The organism is Paenibacillus senegalimassiliensis (genome assembly GCF_001486585.1).
GTDB lineage: Bacteria > Bacillota > Bacilli > Paenibacillales > Paenibacillaceae > Fontibacillus > Fontibacillus senegalimassiliensis.
Map to the genome: position 1 here is coordinate 1,269,269 of NZ_LN909046.1, position 18,732 is coordinate 1,288,000.

Here is an 18,732-nt window from a genome sequence, read left to right on the forward strand (position 1 = left end):
GCTAGGTATACATCAAGCACAGTAACATCATACCATGTCTTTTGCATCCAATTACAAATAAAAGGTTACAATATCTATTCATAATAAATTACAAATTTTCCACTTCCACACTAATAACATGATCAATTTTGCGGAGAAAATGATAGATTGCTGTCGCATATTCTCGCTCGGAGGCGGTGATTACCATATCTATACGTTGTCTTCCCTCTTCCAGGTCCTTGATCTTCAACCGACGAATACGGTGTGGATTAGCGCGAAGTCCAGGTCCTTGCTCATCATTACGTTCAATAATCTGAATCAGTTCAGTGACGTTGCCGTGATCCTCCATCACGATCTTAATGGAGACATCCCGTTGATTCAGCTTGTAGGGCCCAATCCACTTTATAAGATAAGGGACAAAGTTGACGGAAATAATCAATAAAATGACGGTTAAAGCCGCCTCTACATAAAATCCGGTGCCAATGGCAATTCCGATTCCCGATGCTGCCCAGATCATCGCTGCCGAAGTCAGGCCCGAGATTCCTTCATTGCTCCGTCGCAGAATAGCACCTGCCCCGAGAAAACCGATACCGCTCACCACCTGAGCCGCCAGTCGCATCGGGTCCATATTCGGGTGATCCGGTCCGGCAAATTTGGCAAAGGCTTCTATAGACACGATAGTTACCAGACAACTGGCAATACAAATGACCATACTCGTCTTGATTCCCAGCGGCTTCTGCTTGAGTTGACGGTCAATCCCGATAAACAGGCCAAATAATAAGGCAAGGCAAAGCTTTATTACCGTCTCCCAATCCCAATCTAAGAACAACATAAATTACCGCTCCTTCTATATTTCTTTCCAACTGACAGAAGACTGCCCTGCTGAGGATAAATCAGCAGGGCGCTGTAGTTCTATTTCAACGCTTTTCACGTTATACTCTATTCGCGAACCGCTCTGAGGATGACCACGACCTGCTTGCCACTCACCTGGATTCCCCGCTCTTGCTGGCTGCAATGCTTCAAATCGTGGGCCAGTTCCTCCGCCAGTTTTCGTGCAGGCTCGGATTGTTTACGGTCCACAAGCACGGTTAATTGCACGTCATGACCGGAAGACAGCAGCCGCTCAGCTTGACGCTTCTTAGTATCATAATCATGCTCTTCAATGTGTGCTGTAAGACGAATTTCCTTCAGCTTGCCCCCTGTAGCCTGCTTCCGCTCCTGCCCCTTGGCTTGACGCTGCTTGGCCTGATGCTCTGATCCTCTGACCAATTGGCATGGCGGCGGACTGGAGAACAGCGAAGTACAGACCAGATCTACCTTCAAGGACTTCGCCAGCTTGAGCGCATCCTTCGTATTCATAATACCCAGATCTTCGCCATCCACACCCGTCACCGAGACTTCCAAGGCTTTAATCTTCTCATTCATAATTATCATTCTGATTCCCCGTCCCCACTGCTCATAATAGCCGTATTATAGCAGAACTGCTGACTTTGGGCCAAACCTCCCCATATTTAACCCAAACAAAAAAGCCGCTTCCCCCGGAAGGTTCCGGGAAAAGCGGCATTATGCCAATCATTAATTCATGCTATTAAAATTGTGCTGCAAGGGCAGCTGCACGTTGCACACCATCTTGGATAATGGCTTCAGCACGATCCGGGAATTGGTTATGACCTTCAACAACCACAACTTCCGGATTGGTAATTCCCCAGAATCCCAAAGTGTTCTTCACGTAGTTCAGGGACATTTCCAGCGCAGTCATTGGGCCTTCGGAATAAACACCGCCACGAGCGTGAAGTAATGCTACCTTCTTATCACTAAGCAAGCCTACAGGACCTTGTTCTGTGTATTTAAATGTCTTGCCTGCTTGGTTCAGGTAGAACAAGTAAGTCAACAATTGAGCAGGGATCGTAAAGTTCCACAGTGGGAAAGCAAATACGACTTTGTCCGCTTGCAAGAATTGCTCAAGATAGCCGTTAGCCAAAGTAGCAGCTTTTTGCTCTTCAGGCGTTGCCGGAATGTCCTTTCCTACTTTGAACAAGCCGTTCAGCATGTCTACATCATAGTAAGGCAAATCCAGTTCGAACAAATCCAGTTCCGTTACGGAATCCTGAGGATGTGTTTCTTTATAAGCTTGCACAAAGCTTTCATACAATTTCACCGTTGCAGATTGATCCGCAGGACGGCCATTAGCTTTTACGAATAATACTTGAGACATGTAGGTTCCCTCCAACCAATAGTTATTACTATCTTTTTTATAGTATCTATTATTTAAAATGTTACTTTCAAACAATAATTATAATAAAGCCTAACTTTAACTTTGTCAATTCTAGCTAGCTTAATTTTTGCAATTTAAATTGCTTGCATTTTATCTTGTGTTATATGGCAGCGGTTTAAGCATGACTTATGCAATTTCGACAATATTCAAGTGATTTATATCACAATCCCGCTGGTCCGCTCCACTTACGCTTAAATTGCTTATCTTAAATAAAAATCACCGACAATCGGTTAACTCGTATAGAAAGGAAAATGGATATGAAGCAGTTCAAGCTGCTGAGAGGGCTTGTTCTAGTCATCTCAGCCCTTATCATGATCACTGCCGCCTGGCTTGCCATCTCTCCCGGTTCGGATGAAGCTGAGGAGGATCTAACTGCGTTGCCCGAAGCGCAGCGGATTAATCAAGCGCCTGTGTCTCCCGTGATTCAGCGGGATGGCAATGTAGTTCGCATTGAAATGACGGCCCAGCGGACGGATATCGAAATTTCGCAGGATGTAATCTATAATGCGTGGACTTTTAATGGAATCGTACCTGGGCCTGTCTTACGCGTCAAGCAAGGTGATTTGCTTCAATTTACGCTCGTTAATATGGACCCCGAGATGCCGCATTCGATGGATTTTCATGCAGTTCATGCTGCGCCGAGTCGCAAGTTCATTGAAATTATGCCTGATGAGCAAGGCACCTTCGAATATTCGGCAGATACGCCTGGCGTATTTATGTATCATTGCGGAGCGAGCCCGGTATTGCTTCATGTCGCTAATGGCATGTATGGAACCATCATCGTCGAACCTGAAGACGGCTATGAGACCGATCACGAGATTGATCAAACCTACACCCTGGTTCAGAGCGAATGGTACGCAGAGAACGATTTAGATGATTTTCAGCACGGCGACCCGGAATATGTGGTATTCAACGGAGATGACTTCTCTCTCAAGGAGAAGCCCTTGCTAGCCAAGGTCGGAGACAAAGTACGTCTGTACGTCATGAACGCAGGACCTAATCATGTGTCCTCATTCCATGTGGTAGGCACTACCTTTGACCGCGTTTACCTGGATGGGAATCCGCAGAACGTTCTTTACGGCATGCAGACTGTCCTTATCCCGGCTGGGGGCGGAGCTGTCGTTGAGTTTACGGTGACAGAAGCTGGGGATTACCCCGTTCTGACGCATCAGTTGAACGATGCCTTCAAGGGAGCTATCGCCATTCTAAGAGCCACCCATGACGGGCAGGACCATGGCGAGCCTACGATGAGCCATTAACTGGCTCCTACTCTGTGAAATCAAATAATTATAGAGGTGATTGACATGAACCAAGCAGATGCCAAAATAGTCGAACTAGATGTACGGGAACAGCTCAGAAACAAGCTTGAGCCATTTCAGCTTATTATGGATACCATCAAGACAGTAGAGCAAGACGATATATTCGTCTTACATGCTACCTTCAAGCCCACGCCGCTAATCGGTTTATTGAAGATGAGAGGATTTGCCGGTAAAGCCGAGATGCTGGAGAAGGAGCATTGGGTAACCACCTTTGTTCACAAAAAGAATAAGGCCTGGCTGGAGCAACAACAGCTCGAGGGTTCCAAGGAAGCGAAGTCCCAAGAGGATCGTCCGGATGCTTCCCCCGATGTGCAAGACTGCTCAGCGGAACAGAAGCAAGCCATTATCGAGCTTGACAATCGTGGTCTTGAACCTCCCCAACCCATGGTACGTACCCTTGCTGCCATTGGACGTAGCAAGCCCGGCGGAGAGGTCCATATCCATAATGATCGGGTGCCCGTCTTTCTGATTGAAGAATTGAACAGCTTAGGCTGTACTTATACCGTCGAGGAACAACCCGATGGATCAGCCAAGGTGAAGATACACAAGCCTTAAGGAGGTGACCACCAATGCCGGCAATGTCCCGTCTACCCTTTCTATTTATTGTTACAGGGATTTTCGGATTTGTTCTCTTCCATGCTACCTCTCTCATGTCATTTACAGGCTGGCTCGGTGAGGATATTCGTGGCCCGGCTGGCTGGTTCCAGGTTCATCTGTTTGTACTAGGGTGGGCTACTATGCTGGCGATGGGTGCCGTTTACCAACTGATCAACGTTATCCTGCAAGCTAACCTCTACAGTGAGCGGCTTGGTTATATCCATTACGTCTTGTTTACCGTTGGTTTGTTTGGTTTGCTATTTGGCTTCGTCCAAGGCGATACGTATTGGATTGGCGGCTTTGCTACCGTTGCCTTCTCCGGCATCGTGCTATTCGTCTGGAATATGGCCGCAACACTACTGCGCGCAAAGCTTTGGAATGCTATCACTCTCAGCACCGCTTGTGCCGTGACCTTTCTGCTGTTAACCGGTTTAACCGGTATGACGATGGGTATCGGCTTTGCTACCGGCTTATGGAGCGATTGGCATGAGAACCTGTTCGGCGCCCATATCTGGCTGGGAACCTTGGGATGGTTTGGTCTTCTAATCACTGGATTCAGCTACAAGCTACTGCCCATGTTCTATCTATCCCATGACTATTCCCTCCGGTTGGAGTATGTTGTGCTTGGTCTGTGGAATGCCGGTGTGTTACTGGGAGCAGGCTCCTTCCTGCTGGGCTCCCCTATCGGATTTAAGATTGCCTCATTAGGGCTTATTGCTATTGCGCTGATTGTCTACAATATACATTTGCTGCAAATCCGTAAGAAACGGCACAAGCGCAGCCCCGGAGCTGGCATCGAATGGGCTGTTACAGGAAGCCAATTGCTGGCCTTATTCACTGCCTTATTCTTCATCCGGGCCATCTTGCTGCCGGAGAGCTTGCTGGATACGTCTACCGTGTTAGTTGCAGGTTGGGTGTATCTTAGCTGCTGGGTGTCCTTTACTGTACTTGGCTATGTATCAAAAATCGTGCCTTTTCTATGGTGGACCCATAAATACGGCAAACAAGCCGGGAAGCCAGGAACACCGGTACTCGCAGATCTGCTGGATGATCGCAAGGTCAACCTTGGCTTAACCCTTATCTTATGTGCCAATTTGACGGTTCTGATGGGGCTGGTTCTTGGCTTCTCATTAGTCGTTGCCCTGGGAGGAGCCATGCTTTCGGTTGTCTCCCTCGCCTATATCACAATCATTGCTTTGGTATTTGCCCATTAAATTCAAACTGGAGGAATAATCTATGAACAGAATCGAACAAATCCGTGAAGCCTTACGCCAGGTATATGATCCCGAGCTTGGAGTCAACATCGTTGATCTTGGACTGGTATACGACATTCGAGAGGACGACGATCAGGTTTATATTCAAATGACCTTAACTACGCCAGGCTGCCCTATGCATGACACCATTGTAGGTGGCGTTCGCTTTGCGTTGAATGACCAGTTAGGCATTACCGATCCGGAGGTAGATATCGTCTGGGAGCCACGCTGGTCCCCGGCTAATATGTCTGAAGCCGCCAAAGAGGAGCTTGGACATTTCTGAGTCAGGGATATAATAACGATAAAAAAGCAAGTGCCAAAGAAGGATATCCTTCTTTGGCACTTGCTTGTGTCTGTGCTGACCGTATTTACACGTCTACCCTACTCTTCAGTTACTATTACTAATAGTAAAATGATAATCTCCTGATCCCACCGTTACCTTTGTTCCCTGAGCAGTCGTCTCTACATCAGACACTCCATCAGTTTGCTCCAAGGATTGTCCTTGCTCTAAGACACGGCTTCGCAGACTGGTAGGAAGAATGACTTCTGCCGTTGTATTCGCCGGGATCATGACATCTATCTCGGTGGAACCATCCGGTTGTTTTCTCCAGGCGGTTTGGATGGTGCCATACATGGATTCCAACTCGGCCTCTGCCCAAGTCAATTGTTCTCCAAGCTCGGGATGAATTCGAATCTTCTTATAACCCGGCTCCATTAACTGAATACCGCCAGCAACCTGGTAAAGCCAATCTCCAATGGCGCCATAAGCGTAATGATTAAAGGAGTTCATATTATCGCTCCAGAATGAGCCATCTGCCTTGATTCCATCCCAATGCTCCCAAATCGTAGTTGCTCCCTGAAGTACAGAGTACAGCCAGGACGGATATTCCTTCTGCAGAACCAGTTCATAAGCCAAGTCGGTATAGCCGTACCGGGACAGCACATGGCATAGATATGGGGTTCCCACAAATCCGGTTGTCAAATGTTTTCCGTTGCTTTCGATATGCTCAGCCAGCATTCTTGCTGTCCGGCTGCGATCCTTCTCTTCCAGCAGATCAAACATCAGGGCCAGGGCATAGGCCGTTTGTGTCGGGGAAGCAACCCGGCCATTCGGCGTCACAAATTCCTGACGGAAGGCTTGAATGATATGCTCATGCAATACCTCATAGTGTTCCGCATCCTGGGTCTGGCCAATCACTGCGGCCGTTTTTGCCAGCAGCTCTGTTGAATAAGCATAATAAGCCGTAGCAATCAAATCCTTGGGCGTCGCGCCCTCTAGGCTATTCTCTTTGGCATCAAGCCCTAACCAATCCCCAAAGTGGAACCCTGTATTCCACAGGTACTCATCGTCCCCCTGTGATCGAATGTATTCGACCCAGGCTTTCATGCTGGGATATTGGGTTTGTAGAATACGGACATCCCCGTAACATTGGTAAAGGGTCCAGGGACAAATTACGGCCGCATCTCCCCATGCAGACGAACCGTCACTGACATCAAGCACATCAGGAATAACATGAGGAATTCTTCCATCGCTTCCTTGATCAGCGGCCAGATCTTTTAGCCATTTTTCAAAAAAAGGCACCACATTCATGTTATATGCAGCGGTACGGACAAATACCTGTGCATCTCCTGTCCAGCCCAATCGTTCATCCCGTTGCGGGCAATCTGTCGGAACATCGAGGAAGTTCCCCTTTTGCCCCCAAAGAATGTTATGCTGCAACTGATTGATTAAATCATCCGAGCAGCGAAAATGTCCGGTATGCTGCAAATCGGAATGAATGACGCAGCCTGTAAATTGCTCAAGCAGCTGATCCTGTGGCACCCCTTCCACCTTCACATAACGAAAGCCCTGGAAAGTGAAATGCGGCTCGTAGATTTCAGTATCGCCACCTTGGCAGATATAGGTTACGGTCTGCTTGGCTGAACGCAGGTTCCCCGTATAGAAATTCCCCTCGCGATCAAGTACCTCCGCATGCTGTAACGTTATCTTTGTTCCGGCTTCGGCACGAATCGCAAATCTGATCCAACCTACCATATTTTGGCCCATATCCAATACAATCTCGTCTTTAGGCGTGTTCAGGACTGCGATGGGCTTAATCGTCTCTATAATCCTTGCTGGTTCATTCTCTTGGGCAACCAATATGGAGGTTGAAGAATCAACCACGCTAACGACCGACCACGCCTGGTCTTCATAACCTGGAGAGGACCACCCTTCTAATTCGAGCCGGGCATCATAGGTTTCTCCATGATACAAATCGGACATTAGCACCGGCCCAGATGAGGTGCGCCAGCTTGCATCGGACACAAGGATTTGCTCGGACCCGTCCGAAAGCGTAATATGCATTTGGATCAGGAGCTTGCGGGATTTCCCATACACATCTTTTTTGTCTGTGTCCCAAGTCAAGTAACCTTTATACCAGCCATTCCCCACAATACATCCCAGCGTATTTTTGCCCGTAGAGATGAACGAAGTCACATCATAGGTCTGGTATTGCAGCCGTTGATGATAGCTGGTCCAGCCTGGGTTAAACAAGGTATCATCCGCCACATCACCATTTACGTGCAGCCGATAGACACCCAGCGAAGTTGCGTACACTCGCGCGGACACGACATCAGCGGGAACCGTAAAGTCAACACGGAAATAGTCACAGGCCGCTTCTCCGTCTTTGTTGAGACTTTGAGGAGCTTCAATCCAGCTTGCTTGCCATTCCTCCGTCGTCAGCAAAGCCGTCTCCCAGTATCCGGGTTCACTCCATCCTGAACCATTCCCCGCGCGGTCCCACACGCGGACTCTGAAGTAGTAACGGGTACGGGATTGCAGAGCAGGCCCTTGATACTCGACATGTACATTAAACTCCGAGTCCACCTTTTCAGAATCCCACACATGCTCTACAGTGAAGTCTAAGCTATGAGAGACCTGAATTTGATAGGCGGCTTGAATGAAATTTCTGGTTGCAGACTTGATCTGCCAACTTAGACGGGGATGAAGATCATCGATTCCCAAAGGATTTACTCTGTAATTCACCTGCAGATTGGATACTTCAAAATTGGCCATGATATCGGATCCTCCTATACGGATGCTGTAGTAGCAAGCCTGCATCGTTACCTCTATTGTAAAAGGCAATATCCAAATCGTTGGGGGGCTTTATCGACAAATTCATAGGCCAATCTAGACATTCATCAGGGGATAACATAAGATAAAATGACATAGATGTTCTAAAAAAAGAGGGAATGCAAAGTGAATAATATGCGCAATACCTATGTTATGACGGGGGAGAGTTTCTTCGAACCGGGTGTCCCCGTTTATGTAAACCGGGCTCAGGAAACATTTGACATGGAGTATCATTCCCATGAATTTCTGGAAATTACATATGTGAGCGAGGGTTCCGGGGTGCACTACATTGCCGATGCAGCAGTTCCTGTGGAGCATGGTACCTTGTTCTTCATACCGGTAGGATACAGTCACGTCTTTCGTCCAAGAACTCCAAAGAAAGATACCCCGCTGATTGTTTATAACTGTTTATTTCCTGTGAGCTTTATACGCGATCTTGGCAGCGCTTTCCCTCAAGCCTCAGAGATATTCAGTTTTTTTTCGGAGGGAGACCTGCACTGGTTCTCCATGAAGGATGCAGCCGGGACCTACAATACCATGTTTAAAGAATTATATCGGGAGTTCTCGGCCAAGCCGCCTGGATTCTTAGCCGTTCTGTCTGCAATTATCGTCCAAATATTGACGGGAATGTATAGACATCAAATGCTGATTGGCGCCCCCGCTGGAGATAAGCCGCAATGGATCGCCGTCGATGAGATCATCGCTTATATTCACTTTCATTATGCCAATCCCCTGAAACTAAATGAACTGGCGACAAAAGCCAATCTTAGTGAAAGACAATTCAGCCGTCTCTTTCAGGCACAGACCGGGATGAGCTTCATGAACTACTTACAAAGTATTCGCTTGGAAGCAGCGTGTCATTTGCTCACGACGGGCCGGAGTCATATCAGTGAGATTGCCTCCGCAGTAGGTTATACGGATCTTAAATTTTTTCATAGTCTATTTAAAAGAAAGATCGGGATGACTCCCCAGCAATATCGAAAGTCAATGAGTGTAGATAATATCTACAAATAAGACAAGCCAAGTCGGCTTGTCTTATTTGACGATGAAGGTCCCCTTCATTTGCTTATGATTCTTGCCGCAGGAGATGTTGCATGAGAATTCGAACTCTCCCGCTTGATCTGCAACAAAGGTAATGGTCTTCCCACCCCGAACTTCCTGGTTGTAGCTAGAAATTTTCAAGGAGTGCATCCCCTGGGTGTTCACCAGCTTAATACGTACAGTCTCTCCACGCTTGACCCTAATCTCCTTCGTATCATAACCCGAAGGCTCGGCATGTATCGTAAACTCCTTAGCCGGTCCCTTCAGTGCAGATGGCTCTTCTCCAATATAACGCCCCGGTCTATCCGCGCACGCCGTCAGTAGAAGTATGCCAGCCAACAGACTTATCATAACTAACCAACGATTGCTCATTCACGTTCCCTCCTTCACTTACACTATTACTACAAGTGTAGAATGGGGGAAACACTGCGATTGTGATTTCTATCACAACAAAACAACTTTCCTTCTATGTATCAGAGCCTCTTCTGAGCGATATCAAGTACGACGGCGGTCCACCCAACCCTGCTCCAGGGCGTATCTTGTTAATTGAACCCGGTTCTCCAAATGCAGCTTCTGCAAAATGTTCTTGAGATGATTTTTGACCGTTTGATCGGAAATATGCAGCACTGCGCCGATCTCCCGATTGGTCATCCCCTGGGCCACCCAGCCGAGAATTTCTCGTTCACGCGCCGTTAGGGGTGACGTCTCCCCGGCTTCTTTCTTCATTAGAGAGAACTCCTGCAAGATACGGAGAGCCAATTCGCTGGATAACGGTGCCTCGTCGCTGGCGATCGCCCGCAAGTATTCCAGCCAGGTACCGGGCTCCAGGTTCTTCAGCAGATAACCCTGCGCCCCTTGCTTCAACGCTTCAAATAAATGAGCAGCATCATCCGATACGGTAATCAGCACAATTTTGACATAGGGGTAACGCAGCTTGATTTCTCGCGTTGCCTCTAGTCCATCTTTGCCCGGCATATGGATATCCATCAAAATTAAATCCGGCATCCATAGCTCCGTTTGCAAGATGGCTTCATCACCGTTCTCGGCATAGGCTATAATTTCAAAGTTCGGATCTTCTGCCAGAATATCTCCGATGGCTTCCCGCGCATGAGGGTGATCATCAACAACCAGTACCCGTACCTTCATACCTCCACCCCTCCCGTAATATGCAGCGTAGTAGCTCCCGGACGGGAGGTCACCTGGAGTGTCCAGCCCATTCCGCTAGCCCGCTCCCGCATAATTTGCAAGCCGTAACGTCCTGGTTCGGTCGCTTCCTGCACTACAAAGCCGCTTCCGTAATCTGTTATGGCGGCATCAAAGGATGCTGCGTTACCCGTAGCCGCAATTGATACCTCCGAGACTCCAGCATGTTTTCCTACATTAATAAGAGCTTCACGAATGCAGGATAATAGCTCCATCCTGGCTTTCGTCGACCACTCTTCCTCACTTAGCTGCCAATCCATATGCAAAACCAATTGCTGCTCGGCGGCCATCTGACGAATCAATGCTGACATGGATGCGCTAGCCGCTCCCTCCTCCTTAACATTCGCAGGAATTCGCAAATCGGAGATCGCCTCGCGAACATAACGATTGACCTTGTGAATGGCCTTCCGCAGTTCATGCCACTCCTCATCCCCACTGTCCGCACTTCGTTGCCGCTGTGCCCGATCCACCTTTACCGATAACAGAAATAACGACTGGGCTATACCGTCATGAAGCTCACGGGCAAGTTGCTCTCGCTGCTCCAGCTTGGCCTTCAATGCCCGCTCGCGTTGCAGTTCTTCCTGCATCTGTTCCAGATAAGAGAACCAACGATTCAGCAGCGTTATGCTAACCGCAAATAGAATAACCGGTGTCAATACATTGCCCAAATCCATAGATATGAACGGCATTAAGAATTGATGGCGTACATATTCCCATAAACCAACGATTAGTGTAGGAACAATCAAGATCATCCACTTCGTAAATTTGTATGACAACTTTGCACCTGCCTCCCTATCCACTTCTACCATTACCCGACTTAACTTTACCTAACCATGCACCGAACTGGCAAGTCCAGAAGAAAAACAGCAAAAGTGAATCCAATTGCCCCTTTGAACCGTAATAGAAAAAGCAGAGCGGAATTGCCGTTCCGCCCTGCTTGATGTTTTACGTGTATTACTATGAGATTGTCCTACAGCAATTTCTTGATATCATCCTTGATCGCTTCGGATTGTGGTCCGAATACGACCTGGACTGCGCCTTTGCCTAATCTCATGACGCCTGCTGCACCAAGCTGCTTCAATCCGGCATCATTGACAATCTTGTCGTCCTTGACGATCAGGCGAAGGCGGGTAATGCACGCATCCACAGACTCCACGTTCTCCGCTCCGCCGATGTTCGCCAAGATTTTGGCGGATCTGCTATCGGCTGACGATGCTGATCCTGTAGCAGGAGTAGCAGTTAATGTATCTGCTTCATCCACCTCACCAATATCCCCTGCCACTTCACGCCCTGGCGTCTTCAAGTTAAACTTGACGATCATGAAGCGGAAGATCACATAATAGACAACGGCTGTCACGAGACCTACTGGGATTAATAGTAGTGGTTTTGTTGATATTTGATAGTTAATCGCATAATCGATGAAGCCTGCCGAGAATCCAAAGCCCAGCTTCATGCCCAGCGCATAAGTAACATACGCCGCAACCCCGGACAACAAGGCATGTACCCCATACAACACAGGAGCAACGAACATAAACGCAAATTCAAGCGGTTCCGTAATCCCGGTCAAGAAAGAAGCAAGCGCAGCCCCCAGGAAGATGGAGCTAACCAATTTACGTCTCTCTGGTCTGGCTGTATGAATGATGGCAAAAGCAGCAGCAGGCAGACCAAACATCATAATCGGGAAGAAGCCTGTCATGAACATGCCCGCCGTCGGGTCACCAGCAAAGAAGCGGTGCAAGTCGCCGTGAATGACATCCCCGGCCGCATTGGTGAAGTCACCGATTTGGAACCAAACGATGGAATTAAGAATGTGATGTAGACCAAACGGAATCAACAAGCGGTTGGCCACGATATGAATAGCCGAGCCGAATCCGCCAAGGCTGGTGACCCAGTTCCCGAACGTGTCGAGTACATTCTGTACCGGTCCCCAGATCAAACCGAGAATCAAGCCCACAACAACCATAGTTAAAGCCGTAATCATTGGCACAAAACGTTTGCCTCCGAAGAAGCCCAGCCAATCTGGCAGCTTGATGTTGTGGTATCGCTTGTAAAGATAGGCCGAGATACAACCTACGATAATCCCGCCCAGAACCCCCATGTTGAGCTTCGTATCGGCGGATTGCATCAGCTCAGGGAAAATCCCTGGCACGCGGTCCAATACGTTCAACAGGATTAACTGGCCGATGACCGCTGACAATGCCGCTACAGCATCCCCGGCCAAACCAATTGCCACACCTACGGCAAAAATGAGCGGAAGATTATCAAATATCGTTCCCCCACCTGCCGCCAGGAATGGAGCAATGTACGTGTTCAGAAATCCCCCAACCGATTGCCCCAAGTGAAACTCGTTGATGTAGTCGATGCTTCCGAACCTGAGCAGAATAGCTGCTGCAGGTAGTGTTGCAACCGGTAGCATTAATGACTTACCGATTTTCTGGAGAAAAGCTAGCATCCTTGAATCATCCTTTCCTAACCTCTGGTTTTATTGTAAAACCGCCTTCAAAACAACATTACCGCCTGCCGTCACAGGACCGGTGACTATTTCTACACTGCTTGCCGCTTCTTCAGCGTTTGTTACTATAATTGGCGAGATGACCGGATAACCGGCTGCTCGGATTTTGGCGATGTCAAATTCAATCAATAATTGGCCCGCCTTGACTTGATCGCCTGCCACAACATGGGTGACAAAGCCTTCTCCTTTAAGCGAAACCGTATTGATGCCCAAATGGAACAGGAACTGCAGACCCGTGGTGCTCTCGATCATCAGCGCGTGGCTGCTCTTAATGACATGGACAACCTTTCCGTCAAACGGAGCGACCAACCTTCCCTCGCTAGGTTCAATGGCTAATCCTGGACCCATATGCCCTCCGGCAAAAGCTTCGTCAGGAACCTGGGTCAAGGCTACAGCCTCCCCGGTAAGTGGTGATGCAATTTCTACAGCTTGTTTCTCCGTATTTTTCTTTTTCCATTTTGAAAACAAGATGATTTCCTCCCCATACGAATTCTGTTTATCTCTTTCTATAAAACACTTCATCCCGAACTGTTTCTGCCTTTTGATGAAATATTACCCAGCCCGCCAGGCAATAAAAAAGAGCCAAGAAAAGAACCCAAGTTACAGGTATACTCTTCTCGGCTCATGCCCATTCGCTCATGGTAACACGCCAAAAGTCATTTCGTTTTCGGTTATGTGATTATAATAGTTCAACCCATGTTCAGCGTCAACCATAAAATTGAAAGCGTTCACTTAATATTTATTCCAATCCTTGCCGCTCGAATTTCAAGGAGAAATCCTTCCAAAAAGGGGGTAATATGCTCTATAAATACCCGCTTTTATTGCGCTTGGAACAAGGCTGGTACTACATTGGGCTCCCATCCAGGTAACGAGGTGTGGGACTGAATTACTTTATAAATGATGCCATTATGGGACACGAGTTGGTTAACGGTATAAGCCGTATAAGGCGCCCAGGCCTCTACGCCCGTATCTCCAGAATCCGTTACCGCCGTTACCGCATTGCTAGCGGGTGAGCTATTCCCCGCAGCATCCTTCGCTACCACTGTGAAGGTATACGATGTTGATGGAGCCAGGCCGCTGATGGTCGCCGTCAAATTGCTTACAGACGCAGCCAGTTGACTTCCATTGTAAACCTCATAAGCTGTAACACCCACGTTATCTGTGGAAGCTCCCCAGCTTAAGGATACAGTTGTTGAAGTTTTGCCAGTAACGCTCAAATTGCCCGGTGCAGTAGGTGGAACCGTATCTCCAGGAATCGTTCCTGCCTCCGTTGTCGCGCTTACCGCTCCGCTGGCGGGAGATGTGTTGCCCGCGGCATCTCGGGCCACAACAGTAAAGCTGTAAGTTGTCGATGGTGTCAGACCGCTAATAGTGGCCGTCGTACCGTTCACGGCTGCAGCCTGTGCCCCGTCACGGTAGACTACATAACCCGCTACGCCAACATTATCACTCGAAGCCTGCCACGTTAAGGTAACCGAGCTGCTTGTCTTGCCGGTAACCGTTACTCCGCTTGGAGCTGTCGGTGGGGTTGTATCTCCCGGCGGCGTAACCGTACCTCCAAGATCGTTGCGCAGCTTGGTTAGCAGCGTCTTGTTGCGGTCGCTGCTCAGCTCCCAGAACATCGCTCCGGCCAAGCCGCGATTCTTAATGTAATCTGTCTTGAAGCCGATGGATTGCGTGTCATCGTAAGTGATGAAACGGCCGGTGGATGGATTGTGCAAATAAGGTACCTTGGCCGTGTCGTTCCAGTACCGGGTGTAACCGTTCTTGTTGATGTAATTGGATTCCAGATCGCTAAAATCGAACACGCCCGGTTCCCATGTTCCCGCAGAGGAAGCACCACTTGCACTTTGGTATTGCCCGTTGCCGCTAGTTACTCCATCCCAGCCCCGTCCATAGAACGGTACACCAAGCACGAGCTTGCTTGCCGGAACCCCTGCATTCAGATGGCCTTGAACCGCCACATCTCCATTGAAGGTCGAGGCGCTTGGCACACCCGCAGCTTCAGCCGCCGGATCAAAGTACAGCGGGGCGTTATGGCCAGTAACCTGCTGCCATCCGCCGTTGAAATCATAAGTCATAATATTAATCCAATCAACAATCGAAGCGATATTGCCAAGCTCCGTATTATTCACGTACGCCGGTGATGCACCGGAAGCAATCGTCAGCAGATAATGCTTGCCGTCAGCCGCTCCTGCCGCATCAAGCTTGGTACGGATTTCTTGCAGCAGCTTCGTATAATTTTGCTTATCTTCCGCACGGTAGCTGTTGCCTGGAAGTCCGCCCGACACCGGGTATTCCCAGTCCAGGTCGACCCCGTCAAAATTGAATTTCCGCAGGAAATCTACGGCTGAATTTGCAAAGGTCTCGCGAGTAACTTGGCTGGCTGCCACATCACTGAAGCGATTGGACCAGGTCCAGCCCCCTACCGAAATAATCGTTTTCAAATGAGGGTTGGCTTGCTTCAGCTTATTCAACTGATGAATGTTGCCCGCATAGGGTTGATCCCAGACATCTCCCGGAAATTGCTTGCCGGTATCAATCCACGGATCTCCTAGCACAATGGTACCATTAGGAACGTTAATGGTTAGTCCCTTTTCGTCCTGGGTAGGCCATGTAATCGGATTAGGTCCGGTAGGATCAGGATTACCATGGCGTCCATCCCAGGCGATATCAGCAAAGGCATAGTTAATATGCGTAATCTTGGAAGCATCGATATCATAAACGTTAAAATTGCGGGCATACGCTCCCCATGAAGGATAATAGGCCACAACCTTGTAATCCTCCGCTGCCTTTGCGGATTCGGGCTGGAAGAGACCTCCCGGAAGAAGCAGAGACAAGGCCAAACAGGTCATTGTGAACAGCTTCCACTTTCTGGCGAAACGTGTGTGCCTTTTTGAATGCATAACTTAGATCCCTCTCTCTCGTAATTAATGTGATGAAATAGAATTGGAATAAAGTAAGCAAACCGCCTTTCCTATGATTCTGCTAGGATGGCCCTACTCTCTGATTCGTCCAGGCATTCCCTCCTAATATTGAATTGTAAGAGTTTACAAATCTATTAAATCACAATCAAAATGGCGATTAAAGGATAAATTTCTATTATTTTCTCGAATTCTCAGGAATAATTGGACAAAATGAGAGAAAAGGATGATAGGCACAGGCGCAAAAAAACAGCGCCCCCAAAGGAGCGCTGCGAATGCAAGCCAAGCAGTCTGGCCTATACTATTAAATTCGTGTGAAACTATCGGCATCCCTACCCGACTATCGTTTGCCCTCCGGCGGACGTACCCTGCGCGTTGCGATGGCCTCAAGTGGGTCATCCGGCCAATAATGCTTGGGATAACGGCCTTTAAGATCCTTTTTGACGTCGAAGTAAGTGTTGGCCCAGAAGCTGCGTAAATCGGCAGTCACCTGTACGGGGCGGCTTGCCGGAGATAGCAGATGCAACGTGATGGGAACTTGGCCAAATCCGACGCGTGGCGTCTCCATCAGACCAAATACTTCCTGAAGCCTCACAGCCGCATACGGGGCCTGCGCTCCCTCGTAATGTACCTGGATTTTCGAGCCGCTTGGCACCAGCAGATGGCTGGGTGCTTCATCATTCAGCGCTTGCTGCTGTGGCCAGGTAAGCCGATGCTCCAGAATATTGTGCAAGGACAAGGCCTGTAAGTCAGAACGCTTGCGAACTCCGGATAGATAGGGAGCCAACCATTCATCAGCCGTTGCGGCCAAGGTCTCATCGGACACGTCTGGCCAATCGCTATTCAACCGATGCAGGAACAGCAGCCGTGCTTGCAGCTTGCGAGCCTTGTCAGTCCAGGGAAGGATGCTTATACCCTTTGTGGCAACGGCATCCAGCCACGCTTGAACCAATTGCTCTGCGCCTGGTTCAGGGTCCGGCTGCTCTCTCAGCACAATAGCGCCCAGCGTCCGGCGAATTCGGGCACGAACGGTGCCTGAGGGCTCGTCCCAAACGGCACTCCGTTCCTCGCGAATATCCTCTGAGCAGTAATGGTACAGATCCTCCTCATTTAGCGGAGCAGCTAGCCAAATGCGGCCCTCTATCCCCTCATCGTCGATGTCAGCAACAGCGAGGAAGGATGCCGTGCCCAGCATATCTTTTGTTGTTAAATGGGCGCCGCGCCCACCCTGTAGCAGATAGCGGCCGTCCGGACGGCGCGCCGCGATGCGGTCCGGATAAGCAAAGGCCACCAGCAGGCCGCACCAGCGGTCAGCGTCCAAGGCCGCCACCGCTGGGGGCGCACTAGCGCTAGCCCCGGTGGTAGCGGCGCCGGGTTCATCTGGCGCGTCCGCTCCCCACGCGGCCAGTTCCAGCGCCAGCGGCGCCAGGTCCACCTCCAGCATCTCGGGCGGCGTACGCGCCTCAAGCTGACGGTCCGCCTCCTCGCTCCAGAGGCGGTAGCATACGCCCGGTGCCGTGCGCCCGGCCCGTCCTCGCCGCTGATCGACGGAGTCCCGTGCAGCTCTCGCGGTGACCAGCCGGCTCATGCCGGTGCGTGGCGAGAAGAGCGACGTGCGGCGCAGCCCGCTGTCGATGACCACCGTCACGCCATTCACCGTCAAGCTGGACTCGGCGATGGACGTGGCCAGCACAATCTTGCGCTGCCCTGCGGGAGGCGCCTCGATGGCCCGCCGCTGCTCCGCCTGCGGCAGCGCCCCGTATAGCGGTGTCAGCAGGACGCCATCCGGCAGTCCCCGTGCCCGCAAGGCCTCGCCAACTCGGCGGATTTCCCGCGCCCCAGGCAAAAAGACAAGCAAGCTGCCTTCATGCTCCGCAAGTGCCCGGCGAACCGTCCGCTCCACTGTCAGCTCCAGCGGTTCCTTGGCTCCACCCCCGGCATAAATCGTATCCACAGGGTACATTCGGCCTGCGCTTTGCACGACCGGCGCTCCATCCAGCAACCGGGCAACCGGCTCCGGGTCCAGAGTGGCCGACATCACCAGCAGCCGCAAGTCCTCGCGCAGCAGCTCACGGCTTTGCCAGGCCAGGGCCAAGCCCAGATCGGCATGGAGACTCCGCTCATGAAATTCGTCAAAAATAACGAGCCCCGTGCCCATCAAGGCGGGATCTTGCTGCATCAAGCGGGTCAAGATTCCCTCGGTCACGACGGTAATACGAGTCCGCTCGGATACGCGGCCGTCTCCGCGCATTCGGTAACCCACGGTCGCTCCAACGGGCTCACCAAGCTGTGCTGCCATGTATACGGCAGCCGAACGCGCGGCAAGGCGCCGAGGCTCCAGCAACAGAATATGCTGTCCTTCCAGCCACGGCTCGCTTAGCAGAGCAAGCGGAGTGCGCGTCGTCTTTCCCGCTCCCGGCTCCGCAAGCAGCACCGCCACTCCGGCTCCACGCAAGGCTGCCTTTACATCAGGAATAACTTCGTCAATCGGCATCGGTACAATGGTCATAATTATCT

General features: G+C 50.0%; 16 protein-coding genes. 5 read left to right on the forward strand and 11 right to left on the reverse strand.

Annotated features, from left to right (window positions below):
• Positions 1-88: 88 nt before the first annotated feature.
• The 3 genes from BN3279_RS19925 to BN3279_RS19935 form a co-directional block, all read right to left on the reverse strand.
• Positions 89-811: an MgtC/SapB family protein gene (locus tag BN3279_RS19925; RefSeq protein WP_059053292.1), complete on the reverse strand. Its 723-nt coding sequence runs from the start codon at positions 809-811 to the stop codon at positions 89-91.
• 107 nt (positions 812-918) lie between these two features.
• Positions 919-1,413 carry a translation initiation factor IF-3 gene (infC, locus tag BN3279_RS19930; RefSeq protein ID WP_059053294.1) on the reverse strand — a complete coding sequence of 165 codons (495 nt, stop codon included), beginning with the start codon at positions 1,411-1,413 and terminating at the stop codon, positions 919-921.
• A 154-nt stretch (positions 1,414-1,567) separates the two neighbouring features.
• Positions 1,568-2,194: an FMN-dependent NADH-azoreductase gene (locus BN3279_RS19935; RefSeq protein ID WP_059053296.1), complete on the reverse strand. Its 627-nt coding sequence runs from the start codon at positions 2,192-2,194 to the stop codon at positions 1,568-1,570.
• Between the two features lie 317 nt (positions 2,195-2,511).
• On the opposite strand from BN3279_RS19935, the gene BN3279_RS19940 reads away from it, so the two are divergent.
• Genes BN3279_RS19940 through BN3279_RS19955 form a run of 4 tightly spaced genes read left to right on the forward strand, consistent with a single transcriptional unit; the run spans position 2,512 to position 5,706 of the window.
• Positions 2,512-3,513, forward strand: coding sequence for a multicopper oxidase domain-containing protein (locus BN3279_RS19940; RefSeq protein WP_059053299.1), 1,002 nt, complete (start codon positions 2,512-2,514; stop codon positions 3,511-3,513).
• Between the two features lie 45 nt (positions 3,514-3,558).
• Positions 3,559-4,128 (forward strand): DUF2249 domain-containing protein, encoded by a 570-nt coding sequence (locus BN3279_RS19945; RefSeq protein WP_059053301.1) that lies wholly within the window; start codon positions 3,559-3,561, stop codon positions 4,126-4,128.
• 14 nt (positions 4,129-4,142) lie between these two features.
• Complete coding sequence (locus BN3279_RS19950) at positions 4,143-5,384, forward strand: heme-copper oxidase family protein (RefSeq protein WP_082673150.1); 1,242 nt, start codon at positions 4,143-4,145, stop codon at positions 5,382-5,384.
• A 22-nt stretch (positions 5,385-5,406) separates the two neighbouring features.
• Complete coding sequence (locus BN3279_RS19955) at positions 5,407-5,706, forward strand: metal-sulfur cluster assembly factor (protein WP_059053302.1); 300 nt, start codon at positions 5,407-5,409, stop codon at positions 5,704-5,706.
• Between the two features lie 105 nt (positions 5,707-5,811).
• Here the strand turns inward: BN3279_RS19955 and BN3279_RS19960 are convergent, their stop codons facing one another.
• On the reverse strand, positions 5,812-8,478 hold the full coding sequence (locus BN3279_RS19960) for an alpha-L-rhamnosidase (protein ID WP_059053304.1): 2,667 nt from the start codon (positions 8,476-8,478) through the stop codon (positions 5,812-5,814).
• Between the two features lie 192 nt (positions 8,479-8,670).
• Between BN3279_RS19960 and BN3279_RS19965 the strand changes: the two genes are divergently transcribed.
• Entirely contained in the window at positions 8,671-9,549 is an 879-nt protein-coding gene (locus BN3279_RS19965) for an AraC family transcriptional regulator (RefSeq protein WP_232436923.1), read from the forward strand.
• Positions 9,550-9,570: 21 nt separating this feature from the next.
• On the opposite strand, the gene BN3279_RS19970 is transcribed toward BN3279_RS19965, so the two are convergent.
• The 7 genes from BN3279_RS19970 to BN3279_RS20000 form a co-directional block, all read right to left on the reverse strand.
• Positions 9,571-9,948, reverse strand: a complete 378-nt coding sequence (locus tag BN3279_RS19970) for a cupredoxin domain-containing protein (protein WP_059053308.1) — start codon at positions 9,946-9,948, stop codon at positions 9,571-9,573.
• A gap of 123 nt (positions 9,949-10,071) precedes the next feature.
• On the reverse strand, positions 10,072-10,722 hold the full coding sequence (locus tag BN3279_RS19975) for a response regulator (RefSeq protein ID WP_059053310.1): 651 nt from the start codon (positions 10,720-10,722) through the stop codon (positions 10,072-10,074).
• Positions 10,719-11,555 carry a sensor histidine kinase gene (locus BN3279_RS19980; RefSeq protein WP_059053312.1) on the reverse strand — a complete coding sequence of 279 codons (837 nt, stop codon included), beginning with the start codon at positions 11,553-11,555 and terminating at the stop codon, positions 10,719-10,721. The genes BN3279_RS19975 and BN3279_RS19980 overlap by 4 nt, the downstream gene beginning before the upstream one ends.
• A 194-nt stretch (positions 11,556-11,749) precedes the next feature.
• On the reverse strand, positions 11,750-13,231 hold the full coding sequence (nagE, locus tag BN3279_RS19985; RefSeq protein ID WP_059053313.1) for an N-acetylglucosamine-specific PTS transporter subunit IIBC: 1,482 nt from the start codon (positions 13,229-13,231) through the stop codon (positions 11,750-11,752).
• Between the two features lie 30 nt (positions 13,232-13,261).
• Positions 13,262-13,759, reverse strand: a complete 498-nt coding sequence (locus tag BN3279_RS19990) for a PTS sugar transporter subunit IIA (RefSeq protein ID WP_059053315.1) — start codon at positions 13,757-13,759, stop codon at positions 13,262-13,264.
• Positions 13,760-14,109: 350 nt separating this feature from the next.
• Entirely contained in the window at positions 14,110-16,197 is a 2,088-nt protein-coding gene (locus BN3279_RS19995; RefSeq protein WP_059053317.1) for a glycosyl hydrolase family 18 protein, read from the reverse strand.
• Between the two features lie 358 nt (positions 16,198-16,555).
• Positions 16,556-18,724: an ATP-dependent RNA helicase gene (locus BN3279_RS20000; RefSeq protein WP_059053318.1), complete on the reverse strand. Its 2,169-nt coding sequence runs from the start codon at positions 18,722-18,724 to the stop codon at positions 16,556-16,558.
• Positions 18,725-18,732: the final 8 nt, after the last annotated feature.

Bases quoted from the DNA above. Each gene is read 5' to 3' on its own strand.
- BN3279_RS19925 (WP_059053292.1), bottom strand. From the start codon at position 811: ATGTTGTTCTTAGATTGGGATTGGGAGACGGTAATAAAGCTTTGCCTT.
- infC (WP_059053294.1), bottom strand. From the start codon at position 1,413: ATGATAATTATGAATGAGAAGATTAAAGCCTTGGAAGTCTCGGTGACG.
- BN3279_RS19935 (WP_059053296.1), bottom strand. From the start codon at position 2,194: ATGTCTCAAGTATTATTCGTAAAAGCTAATGGCCGTCCTGCGGATCAA.
- BN3279_RS19940 (WP_059053299.1), top strand. From the start codon at position 2,512: ATGAAGCAGTTCAAGCTGCTGAGAGGGCTTGTTCTAGTCATCTCAGCC.
- BN3279_RS19945 (WP_059053301.1), top strand. From the start codon at position 3,559: ATGAACCAAGCAGATGCCAAAATAGTCGAACTAGATGTACGGGAACAG.
- BN3279_RS19950 (WP_082673150.1), top strand. From the start codon at position 4,143: ATGCCGGCAATGTCCCGTCTACCCTTTCTATTTATTGTTACAGGGATT.
- BN3279_RS19955 (WP_059053302.1), top strand. From the start codon at position 5,407: ATGAACAGAATCGAACAAATCCGTGAAGCCTTACGCCAGGTATATGAT.
- BN3279_RS19960 (WP_059053304.1), bottom strand. From the start codon at position 8,478: ATGGCCAATTTTGAAGTATCCAATCTGCAGGTGAATTACAGAGTAAAT.
- BN3279_RS19965 (WP_232436923.1), top strand. From the start codon at position 8,671: ATGCGCAATACCTATGTTATGACGGGGGAGAGTTTCTTCGAACCGGGT.
- BN3279_RS19970 (WP_059053308.1), bottom strand. From the start codon at position 9,948: ATGAGCAATCGTTGGTTAGTTATGATAAGTCTGTTGGCTGGCATACTT.
- BN3279_RS19975 (WP_059053310.1), bottom strand. From the start codon at position 10,722: ATGAAGGTACGGGTACTGGTTGTTGATGATCACCCTCATGCGCGGGAA.
- nagE (WP_059053313.1), bottom strand. From the start codon at position 13,231: ATGCTAGCTTTTCTCCAGAAAATCGGTAAGTCATTAATGCTACCGGTT.
- BN3279_RS19995 (WP_059053317.1), bottom strand. From the start codon at position 16,197: ATGCATTCAAAAAGGCACACACGTTTCGCCAGAAAGTGGAAGCTGTTC.
- BN3279_RS20000 (WP_059053318.1), bottom strand. From the start codon at position 18,724: ATGACCATTGTACCGATGCCGATTGACGAAGTTATTCCTGATGTAAAG.